Source organism: Enterococcus sp. DIV0436a, assembly GCF_051711605.1.
Taxonomy (GTDB): Bacteria; Bacillota; Bacilli; order Lactobacillales; family Enterococcaceae; genus Enterococcus_B; species Enterococcus_B faecium.
In genome coordinates this window covers 639,606-658,569 of sequence record NZ_JBIONA010000001.1, presented here as the reverse complement: position 1 = coordinate 658,569, position 18,964 = coordinate 639,606, and the positions used below count along the sequence as shown (strand labels likewise).

Sequence of the window (18,964 nt, the reverse complement as noted above, 5' to 3'; positions counted from 1 at the left end):
AAAGAGGGATATAGATGTCAGAATTTTTCATTCAGGAAAAGCAGCTTGGACGTGCAACTCGGACAATTGTCAAAAACGAAAAAGGACATTCCCTGTTTTTGATGGTTGGTCGCTGGGGAACAAAGGGCGATGCATTGTCTCTTTATGCCATGAATGGCGATCTCGTTGCTCACATCAAGCAGATAAGCCTGACATTCGGTACGCGTTTTGAGCTGTATAAAGAGTTCGAAAAGCTGGGAACCATGCAGAAAATATTCAATTGGCCCGGTGACTTTTATTATATTCGTAGACTTCACTGGACAGTCCAAGGTGATATCTATAATCATCAATATCAAATCCATCATTTCAATCAGCAAATCATGAAAATGGATAAAGCAACACTTTTTTCAGGAGATTACTATGTATTGGATGTCTCAAATGATGAAGATGCTCCAGTTTGTATTTGTATTGCTGCGGTTTTAGATTACTGGCTCTACCGTAAAGACAAAAGTCGCGATAAGCCTGTTTCTTACCGACTTAACTTAAGTTAAAAAGATGTACCTGAAATGCGGAAATACGCATTTCAGGTACATCTTTTTAGATATTCTTTTGCATATGATCATAAAGATGACCACTGATCATCCGCTGACCGACAACTTTGAAGTCATGGCGTTCGTATAATTTTTTAGCCTTTGGATTTTTTTCATCCACACTTAGACCGATGACGGAGCGATTAGCTTTCTTCGCCAATTTAGGTAATGCTTCTAATAATCGCGAACCGATGCCTTGTCCTCTAAAATCTTCTGATACACTGATAGAGTCCAAATACCATTCGTTGGGAAACGTTTCTTTATCAATGAACAAACGTGTAGACGCATCTAGCTGATATTTCTCTAAGATAGGTACCAGTGGCTGATCGATGATTGATTCTTCTTCATCTGTATAACCGTAAGCAACTCCTGCAACTTTACCGTCTATTTCTTCTACGATACCTCGTGAATAACTGTAACGATAATTTGGATCAGTGATTGCTTCTTCTAAAATCTCTAAAGTCTTTTGTTCCCCTGTCTGCTTCAAAAATGGCAGTTCCATATCTTTTAGAATCACTAAGATCAATGGGGCGATTTCTGGAGCATCTTCTTTTCTCGCAAAACGAATCATAGTTTCCTCTCCTTTTCTCCATTCTAACATGCAGAAAAAGAAATCGCAAAATCGTTATTTAAAAAAATCTTCAATCTTTTCAGTAATGAAATAACCATGAGTAACGATTCTTGCCGCTTCAGTTCGGCAATAAGGGCAGACGACTGGCATTTCTTTATCATTATGTTCGACTACATTATTGACTTCTTCGTATGCAAATTTTTTTCCGCAATTAGGGCATTTCATTTTTTCCATGTTATCTCAACTTCCTTTCATCTTTACTCTCTTAGCTTACTCTTATATTGTAAAAAAGAGAAGCAATATCCTTCTTCTATGCAGATATCCATACCTGACGGTCCTGTTCTCCATCTATTAATCGGACTTTATAATAAGGACGTTCATCTTTGACTAGAAGTGTCCACTCTTTCACTTTTGCTTTTTTCCCGTAGTAGCTGACTGCTTCCTTCATCGCTGCTTGCGGTTGTTTGAACTCTTCCGTTTTTTCTATATCAAAAAGATGTTCTGCGGCCTTTTCCGTGTCATTTCGTACGGTTGTTTTCCCAGTGGATGGATTGACTGCTATGACTTGTCCTTCACAAAAAAACTGGTATTCATATGTTGCATTCGTAGGATTCTCCAAATCTTTTTCAACTGCAAAATGAATAGCAGATATGTTATGTTCTTTTGTTTCGTTTTTTACGATTGCTGCTGCTTTTTTCAATGAGATCCGATATTCCTGGTCACTAATATCATCCATGTGAAAAGCGGCATTGAGCAGTCCCGTCATACCGGTAATCCCTATTACGATGAGGGCAGCAACACCAAACATCATTTTTTTCATTCTTCATTCTCCTGTTTCTTTTTTTTAAAGAATATCAAGAAATGAACGAATGAAAAATCGAATGAAACGAAAAAAAAGTGACAATTTTGTTATCTTTATTCGTGCAGTTCTAATGGCAATCCGTCTGGATCAAAGAAAAACGTCATTTTTTTTCCTGTAAAGGTATCTTCTCTAATCGGTTCTGATTCGATCCCTAAGGACTGCAATTCTGCAATTGTTTCTTCAATATCGTCTACTTTGAAAGCAAGATGACGCAAGCCACAAGCTTCTGGATAGTTTGGTCGTTGTGGCGCATTAGCAATTCCAAAAATCTCCAATTCAGCACTTCCTAGTTTCAGATCTAATTTATAGTCATCTCGTTCTTTGCGGTAATTTTCTCTGATTACTTCAAATCCTAATTTATTAACATAAAAATCACGTGATTTCTGATAATCTGAAACAATGATGGCTATATGATGGATCGTTGTAAGGTTCATATGAGCACTCCTATTCTTCGTTTAAGCTCGGATCTATATTAATCTCCAGTTCCATTGTAAATGTGTCAGATTGAAAAAAATAGCTGTTTTTCCTTTTTATAAGAAAAAAGGCAAAAAAAACAGAAAGTAGGTCCTCCAAGACACTCTTCCTGTTCCCAATATAATAAATGAAAGTAAGAAATTATATTTTCAAGAAAACAAACAGAAAATTATCATAACACAAATTATTTATAATTGAAAGACTAGTTTTTTTTCAAGAAAAGCATACAATAGATTGTGTTAGTAAATACAGAACACACTACATTTAGTGTCTTAAGGAGTCCTCATACATGAAGTCATATTTTCAGTTTTTAGCTCATCAGCTAAAAGGCTGGCCGCAACAAAATTATTATCTTTTCTTTTTCAGTCTTGGCTGCCAGGTCATGACTCTCGTCAATAGTCCCATCACTTGGCTGTCCGTTATTACATTTATCGGTACCACGCTTGGTGTATTGTGTATTTTATCCATCAATGCGGCAAAATCAGTCAACGGTATTTTAGGTATTTTGTCTGCGATTTGTTTTATTATCGTTGGGTTTTCAGCAAAGAACTATTTAAGTATCGGTGAACAGATTGCTTATATGATCACATTGGATATCCCCGTATTGTTAAGTAAAGAATGGAATCATAATATGGCTTCAAAAATCCGAAAATTCACTGGAAAAAGCTGGTTTATCGCAATCATCAGTACTTTCCTTGTCTATCTTGTTTCAGGATTCCTGATTGGTCGTTATACAGATGATCCTCGGCCGTGGGTAGATGCCATTGCTTTTTCTATTAGCTTGACTGCTGGTATCATCAGTTTCTTGCGTTACAACAACCAATATTACTGGTGGTTAGCTTCAGGGCTTGCTCAAATGGTCCTTTGGTATATTTCATTTACGCATGGATCTGCAAGTTTGGCGATGTTCGTGAACAGCTCTGTTTACTTGCTGAATGATGTCCTTGCATTTACCGTTTCACCTTGGTATAACCAAAAAGAACGTGAACGTATGCAAAAAATGGAAGAAGAATACTACAACGCACAACAACACGCATAAAAAAACTGAGCGTGGGACAAAAGTAAAGAACACTTTTGTCTCACGCTCTAAACACGTATAAACGGCGGAATCAGAAGCAACTCCTTCGGAAATAAGCTGAAATTCACAAAAATTTGAAAAGCAATTTTCGTGAATTTCTTCTTATTTCTTGGAGTTAAACGCTTCTGTACCAGCCTCTATTTTTTATAGTAATTCCTTCAGATACTTTCTTGCCTCATCATTGAAACGCAGTGATTCTTCTAACTTCTGATAATATTCCAACGCTTGTTTCTGAGCTTCAGTAAAACGATAATGTTTTCCTTTCCATTTGTCGATTGTCTCTTGCACATTTCCAGATTGGATATCTTTCACTACTAGTTGCCATTTTTCTTTTGAGACTGTACGGTCTTTCTTATCAGCAGATTGTATAGCTTCTCGTTCTTTACGCAATACTTTTAAAAAACCATTTCTGACTATCCGAGGAATGCTGTCGAAGAACCCTTCTGTAAAACCATAGCGACAATATTGCTTCCAAATAAATAGATAGATTTTTGGTTGGATGAATCGTTGGTTTTTCGCAAAATATTCCATCTGAGCAGTGACTTCTGGTGTTCGTTGACGTTTTGTCTTTCTCAACACGGAAATAAATGTTTCAAAATAAGCATTAGGATGTACTGGCACTTCTTCATATACGATGGATTGCCAATCTTTACGTAAAAATGCGCGATAGTTGATCAAGAATTCTTCTACATCCTTTACTAATTCTTCTGCAAAGTCGTCAAATAGTTCTTTTTTTATCTGTCGCTTTTTTGACTGCCCATTGATGTGTTCACTTATTTTCTTGATTTCATTTTCCAATGCTTGATAATCCGCTATGTAAATCGGCATTTCTACTTGGCGAAATTCTGCGAGCCGCTGAGCTAATTTTATATCCGGTAAATATGGCTGTTTCATCCGACGATTTTGGTACAAGACAAAACAGTATTTTTGCCATAGTCCTTCAGGAAAATCGATATTCTTCTGCTTAAGCCATAATAATTCGTCTAAGGCCAGATCAACTTTTGTCATTCCCTGATGGATCGAAGCTGCCACTGTCGGAGAGACATGCAGGTGATCGGCAAAGTGGTTGATGCCTAGTTTTAGGATCTTTCCGGTTTTTGGCGATTTAACGATGTATTGCACTTTTAATTCTCTACCACACTCACAATACAATTTTTGCTGGCTTCGTTTTGTTCGAAAAAACGGATTGATCTTGAAGTCAGAAAACACCCAATCTGTTGCAGCTAAATAATGTTCTTCCATAAAACGAGAGCTGATTAGATATCGGCGGTGCTTATCGACTAGTTCCCGCTGTTTTTTCGTTAATTTTGCATAGATCTCCCAACGTTGACTGCTTGTGTATTGTTTAGAAATTTTGATGGGATAGCTTTTGCTGATTTCTTTTGGAAACCATTCTTCAAAGACGGATTGCCATTCTTCCACGGCTGTTTCTTTCCTTTCTAATTACAAAAAGCTGGCTACTAACATAACGTTAGCAACCAGCCAGTGTTTCTTGCTAAATTAGTGAGTTGTTCCGGCATTTCCGGAAATATCTTCTTTATTTTCTACTGCTGCTTCAACTGCATAAGTCAAAGAAGAAGCAATGTCTTCTAAAGACATAGAAGGCGTACCCACTGGACGATCGATCACTTGATCGGGTGAGAATGGCACGTGGATGAACCCACCTCGAATTGCCGGGAATTGTGTTTCGATCAAATGAAGCAAACGATACATGATATCATTGCAGACAAATGTTCCTGCTGTATAAGAGATGTACGCTGGTAGACCATGATCTTGTACATTTTTTGTCATTGCTTTGATTGGCAATGAGGTAAAGTAAGCGGCTGGACCGTTTTCTTCTAAAGCCGTATCGAATGGCTGATTTCCTTCATTATCAGGGATTCTTGCTTCTGCTAGATTGATTGCGACACGTTCGAACGAGACTGCTGACCGCCCACCTGCTTGTCCGACACAGATCACGACATCTGGTTGGTGCTGTTGGATGGCTTCTTTGACTACTTGACTGCTTTTTTCGAATACGGTCGGTACTTCCACTTTGATGATTTCAGCACCGCTGATTTCATCTGGCATTTTTTTTACTGCTTCATAGGCTGGATTCACTTTGTCCCCACCAAATGGATCAAAACCTGTTACTAGTACTTTCATCTGTTGTTCCTCCGTCCGATTGATTTAACATATGGTTATCTTTTATCATACCATTTTCCTTGAACAGCGTAAATAAAGGAAACAATAGTTTAAATAACATAACAGATCAAACTTAATATATTCTTATAAAAAAATAGTGTTCCACTACAATGTTAGAAGAGGTTGCGACAATTATTCTGTCACAACCCCTCTCTTCTATTATTTAAATAGAATCATATAAGCAATTTGGAAAACTAGCATAAATAACGCAATAAACAACTGGTTTTTGATCACTCCGTATTTGTCTTTCATCTCCAGCATCGCTACAGGCACGATATTGAAGTTAGCAGCCATCGGTGTCAGCAGGGTCCCACAAAAACCGCAAGTCAATGCAACCATTCCTATTAACGCTGGATTCGCTCCATGACTAAATACGAATGGTGCACCGATCCCAACCGTCATCACGGTGATGGCCGCAAATGCATTCCCCATGATTACCGTAAATATCACCATGCCAAGAGCGTAAATGATGATGCCGATGTTCACATTTCCTTCTGGAACGATCGTACCTACTGCATTGGAAATCACTGTCCCAACTCCAGCGCTTGTAAATACCGCACCTAGAGAAGCTAAAAGCATTGGCAACATGCTTAACGGCCCTACTGTGCCCAGCATATCTGCTGCATCATCTAAAAATGTACTTGGTCGATTATCTCGAGAAAAGAACATCAAGATTAGCATGGCTGCAAAAACACCGACGCCCACGCCGACTAAAGCACCTAAATTGGTAAATAGAGCAAACAAGATCGCAAAGACACCGATACTCAAAGCTGGAATAAAAATTTTCATTCCTAGTTTGTCTGACATTTTTTCCATATATTCTTTTGATGGAAGCCGGCTTTCTCCTTTGCTGACTTTCTTAGCAATTGCTGGTATGGTCATCGCAAAGATCAAGCCACCGTTCACGATTGCCGGAAGCCATCTTCCTCCTGCAATAACTACCCCTAAGACCGTCCAGAAAAAGGCTGACCCATAACGATGAGGATTGGTTTTATCTGTTAAATTTCTTACTCCAGTGTAAATCAATACGAGTCCCATCACGATATAAAGGATCTCCAGTAATTTATCGCCTAATAAAATATCAGGATTTGTAAAAAAGTCCATCTTATTGCCCCTTTCCTGGATAATATTTCTTCGCTAATTTCTTTTCTTTAAGATAGAAGTAGACACTTGCCACAACTAAAGCCGTGATAGCCACTGGAACTTCCACTAAAGCAAGCTGTCCCAATGTTACGTCATATCCTAGATCTTTCAGTGTTGATTGGACTAGCAACGCCCCTGCTCCTCCGATGAATAGTACTTGGCCAAAGAACCAGCAGACATTTTCCATAGCTGAAGCCATACCTTTTAGTTCTTCTTCATGCTTAGGATGGACTTCTAACCCTTTTGATTCGATGGTCCCCAATGCCATCGGTAAAATGATTGGACGAACAAATCCAGCAACTCCACCAAAACTCACGTTAAAAGCCGCAAAGATCATTCGAAAGATCCCATAAATATCTACAATCATACCAGCAGATACTTTCTTGAATCGCTTGATCAAGGAAGCCGCTGATTCTTTCAGACCATTTCTTTCAAGCGTTCCTGTTGCCAACATAATGATGATAAAAATCGCCATCCCGCGATTGTTTACAAAACTTGTACCTAAAAGTTCTAACATTCCTTGAATGCCAAGACCGCCAGTCAAAGCTGTAACAACTAAAGCAACCATTACGATCAATATCGAGTCTAATTTAAATGCAAACCCGAGAATAACAATCAAGACGCCTAAAAGGCTAAGATAATTTTCCATATATTTTCCTCCATAAAATGACAATATTTTTTTAATTATAAAGCAAAACACATAAAAAATATAGTTGTTTTCTCACGAAATAGACACTATTTTTAAATATTTTTCGTTATTTTTTTATCACAAAAATTATCTTACTTATTGTAAGGTAAAGCTTTTTTTAATTTATTGCCCGATAATATATAGAAATAAGGTCTAGTTACTGTTTTTTTTAAATGATTAATAAATAACAACTTCTTTCTATGAAATTGCAAAGCATTCATCTTCTTTTCCGCTAACGATATATCCGTCAGTGCTTGGTACACTTTACTAAAAAGTATGAGATTGCCGATATCTGGATAGGTGTGCTATACTACAGAAAAAGATATACGATCTGCCACCGGGTAGGATAAAGAGGATGATCATTCCATTAGGTCTTTGAAGGGATGATTTTCCTCTTTTTGTGTATTTTTTTATAGTTAAGGAGGAATGTAAGTATGGCATGGATGGAATTAATCATAGCAGGAATTTTGGAAGTATTCTGGTCAACGATGATGAAATGGAGTGATGGTTTTTCTAAAATCAATTATTCTTTTTACACAGTGATTGGCATGATTGCTAGTTTTTACTTTTTGTCAAAGGCAATCAAAAGTTTGCCGATGAGTCTCTCTTATCCTATCTGGACAGGGATTGGCGCAGTTGGTTCGGTCATAATTGGTGTGGTCTTGTTTCATGATAAGCTGAATCTTTCCACTTGGTTCTTTGTGGGGATGCTACTCATCAGTATCATTGGCATCAAGATTACTAGCGGCCACTAGACACTTGGAATAAGTACTGATCAGAAAAAATAAGCCTTTTTATTTAATATTCAATTTTTTTATGAAAAAATAAGAAATAAGTCCAATGACCTAGCGACTTCTCCACTCATCAGGTGTATGCTTGTACTATCTATAGAAAAGGAGTGAATATTTTTGAAAAGTCTTTCGGTCCAAGAATTATCCAAGAACTTTGGTCACAAACAAGCCCTCAGCGATGTCAGTTTTAGCTTATCCCCTGGCAAAATCGTTGGATTAGTAGGTCCTAATGGCGCTGGAAAAACAACGATCATGAAAGCTATTTTAGGACTGATCCATTACTCAGATGGAACAATCTGTATTGGTGAAAATGAGATTTCTCCCTCTAGTCATAAAGGGTTGGAACAAGTAGGAGCATTGATCGAATACCCGGGTATCTATCCATTCTTAACAGGCTATGATCATCTGAAGTTATTCTCTGAAACCAACGATGTATCTGCTATCGACACTATCGTGAATCAGCTCAAGATGGAAAAGTACATTCACAAAAAAGCGAAATCCTACTCGTTGGGAATGAAACAAAAATTGGGAATTGCTCTTGCCTTACTGAACCATCCGTCTATCGTTATTTTAGATGAGCCGATGAACGGTTTGGATCCACAAGCAACAAGAGATGTGCGAAAAATCATTACCGACTTGGCTACTCAGGGCACCTCTTTCTTGATCTCCAGTCACTTACTCAGCGAGCTTGAAAAAATGGTCGATGAGCTGATCCTGATCAATCAAGGAAAGATCATCAAACAATGTACAATGGCTGAATTGAACCAAACAGCGCAAGATTTCATCGTTATCTCTACAACAAATGATCTAGCTGCTCGAACGATCTTGACAGAAGCTGGATATACTTTGGAAGATCCTGATAAAATCAAGCTTTTAAAAGAAAACGAAGAATTATTAGGAACCGTGATCCAGCTATTGTCTGCACAAAATATCCATGTGACAGACGTCCAGCATCTGACGAATGATTTGGAATCTTCTCTATTGGAAATTCTGGATTCAGTAAAGGGGGAAGAAGAAAAATGACATTGCTTGTAAAACAAGAATTATTTAAATTGATCAAGAAAAAGTCAACTGCTGTTTTATCTGTTCTATTAGTTGTTTTGCTCATAGGAACAGCACTTCTAGCCAAAAAATACACGACGATCATTGATCCAGTTGAAATGACTGCTCAGCTTTTTAGTGCCACATCTTGGATTGTCTTTATCATGATTGCAGCTGCAAGCACGATCATTTCGATGGAAGCACAATATGGTACATTGAAAAATCTCCTTTATCGAAAGTATTCTCGAGGAGAAATATTAGTAAGCAAATGGATCACATTAGTTATTTATTCTGTTTATTTATACCTTTTAGCTATTATTGTCACTGTGTTGATGAAACTGATTCTTTTCCCTTCGATTTCCTTCACGGAGAAGCTTTCTACTGGTCAAACACTGATCCAAAGCTTGTTCACTTATACTTTGGGTAGTTATATCGGTTTATGGCTGATTTTAAGTTTAGTGTTGATGATTGCTTGCTTTATCAATAGTTCCGGTGCATCCATCTCAGCAGGAATCGTCTTTTATTTTGCTTCGTCAATCATATCTGGTATCCTTATTGCACTCATCCAAAAATGGGAGTGGATCAAATGGAATCCGATCAGTATGTTGAATCTGCAAAACCAAATTGGAAACGAAGAGATCATGAAGCAATTGACTCATCTTTCTACTAATCAAATGCTATTCGGTAATTTAGCTTACATCGTTTTGTTCTTAGCATTAGGATATCTCGTATTTAAGCGAAAAAATGTATGATGACTCATCAAAAAAGAGGCTGTGAAAGAGACGTTCAGCCTTATTGCCGATTGGCTGTCTCTTAAACACCGTTTATTCTGAAAAAGGAGCTGTGACAACATTTGTGTCACAGCTCCTTTCCTAGTATGTTTTTGAATAAACGACAGGCTCACAACCTCTCTTTATACTTCTTTTATACTTCTATACGTGAAGCATCCCAGTGGCAAATAAAACCATTGCAATCACTCCGACCATCGTCACACCTATAAGTAAAATCTTATCTAAGTGGATATGTTGTACAGGCTCGTTTTGCTCCTTACGTGCTTTGAGGTAAAAATAAATGCCTGGCAAGAAAAGAACAAGAACAAGCATTACTTCATTAAAGGCTACGACTAGCATAGCCCATACTTGAAAGGCACTTGCTAAAAGCCCTACTAAAAATTGGACCCATTCTTTCCGCTGATAAGAAAGTTTCATTTGGTACAATCCTAAGAAAAGCCACGTGAAGAAAATAGCTGCTGTACCAAGTGTGTAAGCAAAGTTATAAGCACTGTCAGTGAATAATAATGAAAGTAAAAAGACATTCGTACATAACGTCGTCAATACGATAGCATAAGTTGGTGCCCCATTTTTGTTGAGTTTTCCCCATGCTTTAGGCAAAAGTCCGTCTTCAGCCATGTTTCCCATTGTTTCAATCGGTAAGATCGTCCATGAGAGCCAAACACCAACTAAAGAAATGATCAAACCGCCGTTGATCACGACTGCTCCCCATTTACCAACCATCATTTCAAACACATAGCCCATAGCAGGCTGCGCCTTGATCGTTTGCAGCTGATTCATCGTCATTGTCCCATATGGAAGCATGGAAACCAAGACGTAAATAATAATCAAGCCGAATATCCCTAGAATCGTTGCTTTCCCAACATCTGATTGTTTTTTTGCTCGTGAACCTACGACAGAGGCTCCTTCAATACCAACAAATACCCAAAGCATCACCATGATGCAACTCAATACTTGACTGGAAAACGGGATCGGCTGTCCATTCGCATTCAATATAATGTCGCTAGAAAAGTTATCAATGAATTGTTGGATCGAAAACGTGCTGATAGCTACTACAATAAATAAAAATAATGGCACTAATTTACAGAATGTGACGATAGCATTGACGAAACTAGCATTTTCGACTCCCCGATTCACTAGCCATGCATATCCCCATAAAAAGACTGTACTCATCACGATCGATGCCAGATTTTGCCCACCTTCAAATACTGGGAAGAAATATCCTAATGCGCTCATCAACAATGTTGCAAAAGCTACGTTGCCTAACCAGCATGTGAGCCAGTAACCCCAACCGCTGATAAAACCAGCGAAACGGCCAAAACCTTCTTCTGCGTAACTAAAGATCCCGCCTTTTAAATCTGGACGTTTTTTATTGATATTATTGATCGACAAGGAGAGCATCAACATTGCTGTTCCTACGAGTACCCAACTGAAAATAGCTGGGCCGCCAGCCGATCCGGAGATGTCCGTCATAATACCAAATACGCCACCTCCAATCGCTGAACCAATTACTAAGGCAGCAAGTGGAATTAAACCAATTCCTTTTTTCTGTTGCTCTGTATCCATGTAAGCATCCTCCAAAATAAAACCGCTTTTATCAAAAAGTATAACAAACCTTTTTTATTTTTACTTAATTAATAAAAACTTTAATAGAAATATAATTCTACCGGCTTTTTTCTCATTATACAAGCAAAGCGCCTAGTCCCTTTCCAAATTACACCACCAAAAAACTTAAAAAAGATGCTATACTAAAAGGAAAGAATTGGAGGATGATCCATGAACATTTTATATATATCGATTTCAGGAAATACGCGTGCCTTTGCCAAACATCTAGCAGAATATGCTGAAAAAATGCATGCAGAAGATCCTGTCAATCCTGAAGTTACTTTAAAAGAAATCCATGAAAATAGTGATTTTACGAAAGAAACAGAACCATTTTTTACTTTCGTTCCTACTTATTTAGACGGCGGAAATGGTTTAGATAACGGTGATACAGAAATCTTGACCGAAACGATGCGTGAATATCTGGAACATGAAGACAATCATAAACTTTGTCTTGGTGTAGTCGGTAGCGGAAATAAAAACTTCAATAATCAGTATTGTCTAACAGCCAAACAATATGCACAAACATTTGGCTTTCCTTTCTTGGCAGATTATGAATTACGGGGAACACCATCTGATGTGACACGAATTTATCAGATTTTAGCAGAAAACAATAAATAATAAAAAAGAAGAAGCTGAAAAATAGATTTCAGTTTCTTCTTTCGTTTCTATTGTTTCTATCATATTAAGCTTTGACATCCATCACAGGTGCTTTTGCTTTTGCTTTACCTGTTTTTTCCAAGACAAAGTTTTTTACACGATCCATATTGGTTACCAAGACGATCATGGATGTTTCTTTGCCTGCTGCTTTGATCGCTTCTAAGTCAGCTTCTGCTACAAGCGTATCAGGTGTCACTTGCTGCCCTTCTGTTACTTTCACATCAAATGGCGTACCGCCTAAGTCAACTGTGTTGATTCCCATATGAAGCAAGATTTCTAAACCATTTGGCGTTGTGATCCCAATAGCGTGTTTCGTTGGGAAGACAGAGCTGACTACCCCAGTAACTGGAGAATAGATATGTCCGTTTTCTGGTTCTACAAAGTAGCCTTCACCCATCATCTTTTGTGCAAAAACTGGATCACTTGCTTTATCTAAAGAAACAACTGTTCCGTCAGCAACTGATGAGAGGATAGTCACACTTTCAGCTGAAGTTTGAGGTACTACTTTTTCAGGCACTTCATTTACTGTGGCTGTTTCAGTCGCTAATTCTTCTTTTTCTAAACGGTCTTTAGGAATACCGAAGAAGAATGTAGCAACGAAGCCACCAGCATAAGCTGCCAATAATCCAAGGATGTAGCCTAACCATTTACCGTCAGAGATCAATGGGATCAAAGCGGCTCCTGAAGGTCCAATAGCGATAGCCCCGACATTTCCGATCATTCCGATCACTGCCCCGCCGATACCTCCACCGATACAAGCAGTAATAAATGGGCGTCCTAGAGGTAATGTTACTCCGTAAATCAATGGTTCGCCGATTCCTAGGATCCCGACTGGTAAAGCTCCTTTGATCATTTCTGTTAATTCTTTATCTTTTTTGCAGCGAATCCATAATGCCAATGCTGCACCCACTTGTCCTGCACCAGCCATCGCAAGAATTGGAAGCAATAGCGTACGACCAGTTTCATCAATCATTTGCACATGGATTGGAGTCAAAATTTGATGCAGTCCGAACATAACCATCGGCAAGAATAATGTGCCTAGAACGAAGCCGGCAAATGCTCCACCAACGCCAAGTACCCAGTTGATCCCACCGACCATGCCATCAGAAATGAAACCTGCTAAAGGCATGATGAAGAAAATTTCAATCAGACCGATGGCAATCAATGAAAGAGTTGGTGTAACGATGATATCTACCGCATCAGGTACTACTTTATGCAGTTTTTTCTCAACGATTGACAATAGCCAAACAGCGAAGATGACACCTAGGATCCCACCTTGTCCAGCTGCAAGAGCTTCACCAGTAAATAAGTTTTTCAGTGGTGCTTCCGGATTCATCCCTGTCAGCATCACAACGGCCCCGATAACTCCACCAAGAGTTGGTGTTGCACCAAAAACTTGTGCAGCATTGATACCTGTATAGATAACTAGGTAGCTAAACATCCCGTTTTTCAAGATGTTCATCACATCGATATATTGTTGCCATGTTGCTGCATCAAGTGTTCCGGCTGTGACTAAGTTTGCTAAAACTGCGGCAATCCCTGCCACGATCCCAGTACCGACAAATGCAGGAATCATTGGCACAAAGATATTAGAAATGTCTTTTAATACCGATTTGATTTTAGATGGTTTTTGTTTCGATTTTTGTGCCGCTTTCATTTCTTGTGCCCGTTCGTTTACACGGTCTTTTCCAGATGCTGATGAATTTGCTGTAGCTGCACTTACAGAAGAAAGTTTTTCTCCTAATTTCACGCCTGCCAAATCAACCATTTGCTGTGCTACTTTGTTCACTTTCCCAGGTCCGATGATGACTTGAAGCTGTTCATCTTCTACTACACCAAGCACTCCTGGAATCGCTTTTAATTCAGAGACATTTACAAGATCATCATTGATGATCTTCATACGCACACGAGTCATGCAGTGGACAATGCTTTCTACATTGCCCATGCCGCCTGCCCCTTTATAAATTTGTTTTGCCAGTTCTTCCAAAGTCAGTTCGTTTTTTGCCATGGTCTTTTCCCCCTCATAAGGTCCCTTTTACAAATCCGTTTGCTTCAGCTAATTTTGCTTGAGCTTCCTCTTTATCACTATTTGTCAAAATCATGACGATAGCCAGCTTAACATTTTGATCTGCTTCTTCAAAGTACTTTTCAGCTGTTTCGTAATCAGCTTCTGTCGCTTGCATGATGATTCGTTTTGAGCGTTCGATTAGTTTTTCATTTGTTGGTTTGACATCGACCATCAAGTTATTGAATACTTTACCTATACCAATCATACTGATAGTAGAAATCATATTCAAGATAAGTTTTTGTGCTGTTCCTGACTTCAATCGAGTAGAGCCTGTCAAAAATTCTGGACCTGCATCGACTTCGATTGGGAAATCCGCGTGTTTACTGATTTCGGCTTGTTTATTGCAAGAAATCGTTCCTGTGACAGCACCGATCGATTTTGCGTAATCTAATCCACCGATCACATATGGTGTACGACCGCTAGCTGCGATACCAATAACTATATCATTTTTTGTCAAATTCAGCTTGATTAGATCTTCTTGCCCTAGCTCATAAGAATCTTCGGCCCCTTCGACAGCTACAGTCATTGCTTCTTCTCCACCAGCAATTAGACCTATGACCATTTCCGGTTCTACACCGAATGTCGGTACGCATTCAGCAGCATCTAACACACCTAGTCTTCCACTTGTTCCGGCTCCCATATAAATCAGACGTCCACCTTTTTTAAAGGACTCAATCGTGTTAGCAATCACTGGTTCGATACTTGTCAGTTCTTTTTCAACCGCAGCGGCCACTTTCTGATCTTCTTTGTTCATTAGTTGAACGGCTTGAGAAATACTCATCTCATCTAATCCAAAAGTTTCTTGGTTTCTGCGTTCCGTTGTTAGGTTCTCTAAATTGATTTTGCTCATTTTTATCTTCCTTCTTTTCTTATAAATTGATAGTTCATACCAGCTTTGATTTGGTTGATCAATGGTAGCTCTTCTTTGATAACTTTAGCTACTACATTCACTTTTTCATCCGCTGGCAAATCATATTTGGTTAATTGGATCTCACCCATATAGCGCAAATACTTTTCGTTATCTAAAGTAATAGACCCTTTCATACGCGTAGCTGTATTTCTTGCTGGGATAGGCGGAATCTCTCGAAAACGTGCATCTGCGCTTCGTATGACATCTCTTGCATCGTCTTGCCGATTCGTATGCTTCCCTAATATATATTCGTAAAATTCTTCATCTACAGGTTCCGTATGGAGCAAGACTGTCTGTTCTTTTTGGAAAGAAGCAAATTGCTCCTGAACGTTTTCTGACAGACCTGCATCTCCGATGTAAACAATATCCGTGTTACTTGCTAATAGATCTAGAGCGCCTGCAAGAGGATGGATCCCTCGATGTTCTTCCAAAGTTGGCAATCCTTGATATAGTGGGCCTCTCAACTCTGTATCTCCTGGTACAAAACCTTGGACAAGGAGACCTTGAATTTTGAGCCATTGATTTTTTTTCTGATACCATTCTTTGTCCAGCCCTGTTTCGGGACGTGGATAATAATTATGCCAAGCTTCAATCTGTGAGAAATCAGCTTCTGCTTCTTTCAATTCATCGATATCTTTAGGCGTGATCGTGCTAGCATTCAAACTGATTTTCAATTGATGTGACCAGTCGGCAATCTGCTGATTGGAAATATGATAATCCATTCTTAAACCTGTTACACCAATTGCTTTCAAAGGCGTTAGATCTTCTAATGAAAAACCCGCTCGTTCCAATGCCTCTCCTGAAATATCGACCATCAATTCTAGTTTATTCTTTTTCGCTTCGCTTCCTAGTTCGATCAATCGCTTTTGATATGCCGAAACATCATCTTCTGGTATATGCATGGAAGTGAAAATACCGACAAAGCCATTGGATGCCATTTGGCGGATATACTGTTTCTTCTCTTCTGACAAAGAATCGTTCATAAATATTGAAAAGCCAAACATATTATCCCTCTTTTTCTGTATCCGTCTTCATTTCTATGACTAGAGTATATATCTAAAGAAACAAAATTTCAATACTTTTATTAAAATAATTAAATTTCATTTCTAAAGGTTGAGTTTATATTATCAAAAGAATTGTCATAACCTAAAAAAGGCACTGCTAAGCAAAAGCAGTGCCTTGAAATATTTTATTTAAATAACACAAAAACATAATTACTCATAAGAAACCAATTCTGTATTATCTACCATGAATGTAAAGAACCCCTCATTAGGCATCGGATGAAAATAAGCATTGATCACTCTTATCAAGGCATTATGGCAAACTAACAGATAGACATTTTCTTCGTCTTCGATGCATTCTTTCAATAAAGGAACGATCCGTGCATACACATCTAAGACTGACTCCCCATTTGGGAATCGTACAGCGAACGCTAAACGTGCTTTTTGAAAGTTCTCATCTTTGCTTGGCAGTCCATCATAATCCCCAAAATCCATTTCTACCAATCGTTCATCAACGGTCAGCGGCAAGCTGAGACGATCAGCAACTGCTTGTGCTGTATCTCTTGCTCGTTGAAGAGGGGAATGGATGATTTTCGTGATTGGAACAGGCAAATCTACTACCTTTTCTGCTAGTTTCTGTGCCTGCATCTGTCCTTTTTCAGTCAGCGGCACATCTGCCCGTCCGCAAACTAATCCTTGTGCGTTCCAAGTTGTTTCTCCGTGTCTCGTTACATAAAGCATGTGATTCTCTCCTTCGTTGGCAAAGTTCCCCTTAACCATACCTTGTTGTTCTTGAGATTACAAGGGTTAGATTCTCTCAAGAGAAATAATCCCAGTAGATACTTTATCCAGGAAGGTTTGATCATGTTCCACTAGTAACATGGCAGGTTTCACGTTCAAGATCAGTTGTTCTAATTGTTCTTGATTGAAGACATCCAAATAATTCAATGGTTCATCCCATGTATATAGTTCAGCTGGCTGTGATAAAGATTTAGCCAATTCCACTTTTTTCCGTTGGCCCATACTCATCTGCTCGATCTTGTTATGAAAAACATCTCTTTCCATCCCAAGCTTTCGGAGGTTGTTCAAAAATGCTTGGTAGTCTACTTGGTTTTTCTCTGCAAATTCCGCCAACGTTCCTCGATTGTCTTCATAATTTTGGCTTGCATAACTAATGCTCAGATGTTTTGGCTGGTATTTTTCTCCTATAACCTTGCCGTTGAATGCCCCCAGAAGATAATGGATAATGGATGACTTTCCTGCACCGTTAGGACCTGAAATCGCCACCCGCTGATGAGGCTCGATTGTAAAATGAATTGGCTCGAATAACAGATTTTCATACCCTAATTGAAGATCTTCTACGCTTAAAAGTCGCTTATGGTGAGACGCTTGGCTATTCATCGTCAAAGAATCGATATATTCGATATCTTTTAATAGTTTTTCTTTCTCGCTGATCTGGGTCTCCATCCGATTCACGATTGCTTTGGATCGTTTCATCGTCCGTGCAGCATCAGCACCCACTGCTCCTTTATTCACTCGTCTAGATTCAGTATCGATGAATCCGACTTGTTTCTTTGTTTTATCTCCTTCTCGGGAACGAGACCATTCGGCTTTTTCAGCTGCTGTTTTCTTTAGCCTACTGACTTCTTTTTTCAATTTTTCATTTTGAGCCATTTCAAATTCATCACGAAGTTTTTTCTGTTCTTCATAGATAGAGAAATTCCCTTGATAAAGTTCCAGTTGACTTTTTTCGATTGCTAAAACATGGTCCACTACTTCATCGATAAATCCCCGGTCATGGCTGACCACGATGAAGCCTTGTTTTTTCTTTTTCAAATAAGCCGCTACTTGTTTTCTACCAGAGATATCCAAATGATTCGTTGGTTCATCGATTAACGGGAAATGAGTGTCATCCACAAATAAAAGTGCCAGTAGGACTTTTGTCTTCTCTCCCCCCGATAGTGTGCTGAATTCTCTCCATAAGATTTCAGGATCTGTTTGCATCAATTGGAGCTCTCTTTCGATTTCCCATATCTCAAAATCCGTAATATCATTTAACACGTAATAGGTTAAACGTTCTTTATCTTTTGTCTGTTGCGGGAAATAGGCAAATTCTTGCTGATGGATTACTTGCCCTTGATAAGGTAGTTTGTTTTGTAGAATATTCAGTAAAGTTGTCTTTCCTCGACCGTTTCGTCCGATAAGTCCTAGTTTCCATTGTGTGTCAAAATTTAGATTTGCTTGTTCAAATAATAATGTGCCTTGGCTGTCGTAGCCGAATGTCAGATTTTTTATTTCGATTTTAGACATTTTCCATCACCTCGTAAAAAAAGACCAGTCCTATTTTCAGAACTGGCTAAAGAGGATGCAAGGGTTGGATACACACAAAAAGACCCATACATCGAAAAAACCAAGCCAATCCCGAAAATCTGCACACTGCTTCCTTGTCTCCACAAGGTACAGTCTGAATGCAGCTTTCATCAATCGACTTAATTTTTCAATGCACGGATCCCTCACTTTGTCCTATATTT

The 18,964-nt window shown here is 38.7% G+C and carries 20 protein-coding genes; 6 read left to right on the top strand and 14 right to left on the bottom strand.

All coding sequences use genetic code 11. The annotated features are described in order from the left end of the window. Positions 1–14 precede the first annotated feature (14 nt). On the top strand, positions 15–530 hold the full coding sequence (locus IGL15_RS03050; protein WP_104765452.1) for an LURP-one-related/scramblase family protein: 516 nt from the start codon (positions 15–17) through the stop codon (positions 528–530). Positions 531–576: 46 nt separating this feature from the next. Here IGL15_RS03050 and IGL15_RS03045 read toward each other — a convergent pair whose 3' ends face one another. The 4 genes from IGL15_RS03045 to gloA2 all read right to left on the bottom strand — a co-directional run bounded on the left by IGL15_RS03045 (position 577) and on the right by gloA2 (position 2,436). Then, the gene (locus IGL15_RS03045) at positions 577–1,140 is read right to left on the bottom strand and encodes a GNAT family N-acetyltransferase (RefSeq protein WP_002293816.1); all 564 of its coding nucleotides are present in this window, start codon (positions 1,138–1,140) and stop codon (positions 577–579) included. Positions 1,141–1,194: 54 nt separating this feature from the next. Beyond that, positions 1,195–1,374, bottom strand: a complete 180-nt coding sequence (locus IGL15_RS03040) for a hypothetical protein (RefSeq protein ID WP_104765641.1) — start codon at positions 1,372–1,374, stop codon at positions 1,195–1,197. A gap of 76 nt (positions 1,375–1,450) precedes the next feature. Beyond that, positions 1,451–1,960 carry a hypothetical protein gene (locus IGL15_RS03035; protein ID WP_002287075.1) on the bottom strand — a complete coding sequence of 170 codons (510 nt, stop codon included), beginning with the start codon at positions 1,958–1,960 and terminating at the stop codon, positions 1,451–1,453. A gap of 95 nt (positions 1,961–2,055) precedes the next feature. Then, a complete protein-coding gene (gene gloA2, locus IGL15_RS03030) occupies positions 2,056–2,436 on the bottom strand; it encodes an SMU1112c/YaeR family gloxylase I-like metalloprotein (protein ID WP_002287076.1) in 381 nt (126 codons plus the stop codon). A gap of 329 nt (positions 2,437–2,765) precedes the next feature. Between gloA2 and pnuC the strand changes: the two genes are divergently transcribed. Next, the gene (pnuC, locus tag IGL15_RS03025; RefSeq protein WP_002287078.1) at positions 2,766–3,515 is read left to right on the top strand and encodes a nicotinamide riboside transporter PnuC; all 750 of its coding nucleotides are present in this window, start codon (positions 2,766–2,768) and stop codon (positions 3,513–3,515) included. Positions 3,516–3,698: 183 nt separating this feature from the next. On the opposite strand, the gene IGL15_RS03020 is transcribed toward pnuC, so the two are convergent. The 4 genes from IGL15_RS03020 to IGL15_RS03005 all read right to left on the bottom strand — a co-directional run bounded on the left by IGL15_RS03020 (position 3,699) and on the right by IGL15_RS03005 (position 7,530). Further along, a complete protein-coding gene (locus tag IGL15_RS03020; protein ID WP_002287080.1) occupies positions 3,699–4,976 on the bottom strand; it encodes a hypothetical protein in 1,278 nt (425 codons plus the stop codon). Between the two features lie 78 nt (positions 4,977–5,054). Then, complete coding sequence (pcp, locus tag IGL15_RS03015; RefSeq protein ID WP_002287081.1) at positions 5,055–5,699, bottom strand: pyroglutamyl-peptidase I; 645 nt, start codon at positions 5,697–5,699, stop codon at positions 5,055–5,057. 198 nt (positions 5,700–5,897) lie between these two features. Then, positions 5,898–6,842 carry a DUF979 domain-containing protein gene (locus tag IGL15_RS03010; RefSeq protein WP_002287082.1) on the bottom strand — a complete coding sequence of 315 codons (945 nt, stop codon included), beginning with the start codon at positions 6,840–6,842 and terminating at the stop codon, positions 5,898–5,900. A 1-nt stretch (position 6,843) separates the two neighbouring features. Further along, complete coding sequence (locus tag IGL15_RS03005; protein ID WP_002287083.1) at positions 6,844–7,530, bottom strand: DUF969 domain-containing protein; 687 nt, start codon at positions 7,528–7,530, stop codon at positions 6,844–6,846. Positions 7,531–8,003: 473 nt separating this feature from the next. Between IGL15_RS03005 and IGL15_RS03000 the strand changes: the two genes are divergently transcribed. The 3 genes from IGL15_RS03000 (at position 8,004) to IGL15_RS02990 (ending at position 10,153) form a co-directional block, all read left to right on the top strand. Beyond that, positions 8,004–8,324 carry a DMT family transporter gene (locus tag IGL15_RS03000; protein WP_002287086.1) on the top strand — a complete coding sequence of 107 codons (321 nt, stop codon included), beginning with the start codon at positions 8,004–8,006 and terminating at the stop codon, positions 8,322–8,324. Between the two features lie 153 nt (positions 8,325–8,477). Continuing rightward, positions 8,478–9,383, top strand: a complete 906-nt coding sequence (locus IGL15_RS02995) for an ABC transporter ATP-binding protein (RefSeq protein WP_002287087.1) — start codon at positions 8,478–8,480, stop codon at positions 9,381–9,383. Beyond that, on the top strand, positions 9,380–10,153 hold the full coding sequence (locus tag IGL15_RS02990; protein WP_104765640.1) for an ABC transporter permease subunit: 774 nt from the start codon (positions 9,380–9,382) through the stop codon (positions 10,151–10,153). Before IGL15_RS02995 ends, IGL15_RS02990 begins: the two co-directional genes overlap by 4 nt. A 180-nt stretch (positions 10,154–10,333) precedes the next feature. On the opposite strand, the gene IGL15_RS02985 is transcribed toward IGL15_RS02990, so the two are convergent. Continuing rightward, positions 10,334–11,758, bottom strand: a complete 1,425-nt coding sequence (locus tag IGL15_RS02985; RefSeq protein WP_002287090.1) for a basic amino acid/polyamine antiporter — start codon at positions 11,756–11,758, stop codon at positions 10,334–10,336. Between the two features lie 210 nt (positions 11,759–11,968). On the opposite strand from IGL15_RS02985, the gene nrdI reads away from it, so the two are divergent. Beyond that, complete coding sequence (gene nrdI / locus IGL15_RS02980) at positions 11,969–12,415, top strand: class Ib ribonucleoside-diphosphate reductase assembly flavoprotein NrdI (protein ID WP_002287091.1); 447 nt, start codon at positions 11,969–11,971, stop codon at positions 12,413–12,415. A 64-nt stretch (positions 12,416–12,479) separates the two neighbouring features. Here the strand turns inward: nrdI and IGL15_RS02975 are convergent, their stop codons facing one another. The 5 genes from IGL15_RS02975 to eat(A) all read right to left on the bottom strand — a co-directional run bounded on the left by IGL15_RS02975 (position 12,480) and on the right by eat(A) (position 18,743). Then, on the bottom strand, positions 12,480–14,462 hold the full coding sequence (locus IGL15_RS02975) for a glucose PTS transporter subunit IIA (protein ID WP_002321137.1): 1,983 nt from the start codon (positions 14,460–14,462) through the stop codon (positions 12,480–12,482). A 13-nt stretch (positions 14,463–14,475) separates the two neighbouring features. Then, positions 14,476–15,372 carry an N-acetylmuramic acid 6-phosphate etherase gene (murQ, locus tag IGL15_RS02970; protein ID WP_002287094.1) on the bottom strand — a complete coding sequence of 299 codons (897 nt, stop codon included), beginning with the start codon at positions 15,370–15,372 and terminating at the stop codon, positions 14,476–14,478. A gap of 2 nt (positions 15,373–15,374) precedes the next feature. Continuing rightward, positions 15,375–16,436 carry a DUF871 domain-containing protein gene (locus IGL15_RS02965; RefSeq protein WP_002321136.1) on the bottom strand — a complete coding sequence of 354 codons (1,062 nt, stop codon included), beginning with the start codon at positions 16,434–16,436 and terminating at the stop codon, positions 15,375–15,377. 210 nt (positions 16,437–16,646) lie between these two features. Then, positions 16,647–17,174 (bottom strand): histidine phosphatase family protein, encoded by a 528-nt coding sequence (locus IGL15_RS02960; protein ID WP_002296174.1) that lies wholly within the window; start codon positions 17,172–17,174, stop codon positions 16,647–16,649. Positions 17,175–17,240: 66 nt separating this feature from the next. Continuing rightward, complete coding sequence (eat(A), locus tag IGL15_RS02955) at positions 17,241–18,743, bottom strand: ABC-F type ribosomal protection-like protein Eat(A) (protein WP_104765639.1); 1,503 nt, start codon at positions 18,741–18,743, stop codon at positions 17,241–17,243. Positions 18,744–18,964: the final 221 nt, after the last annotated feature.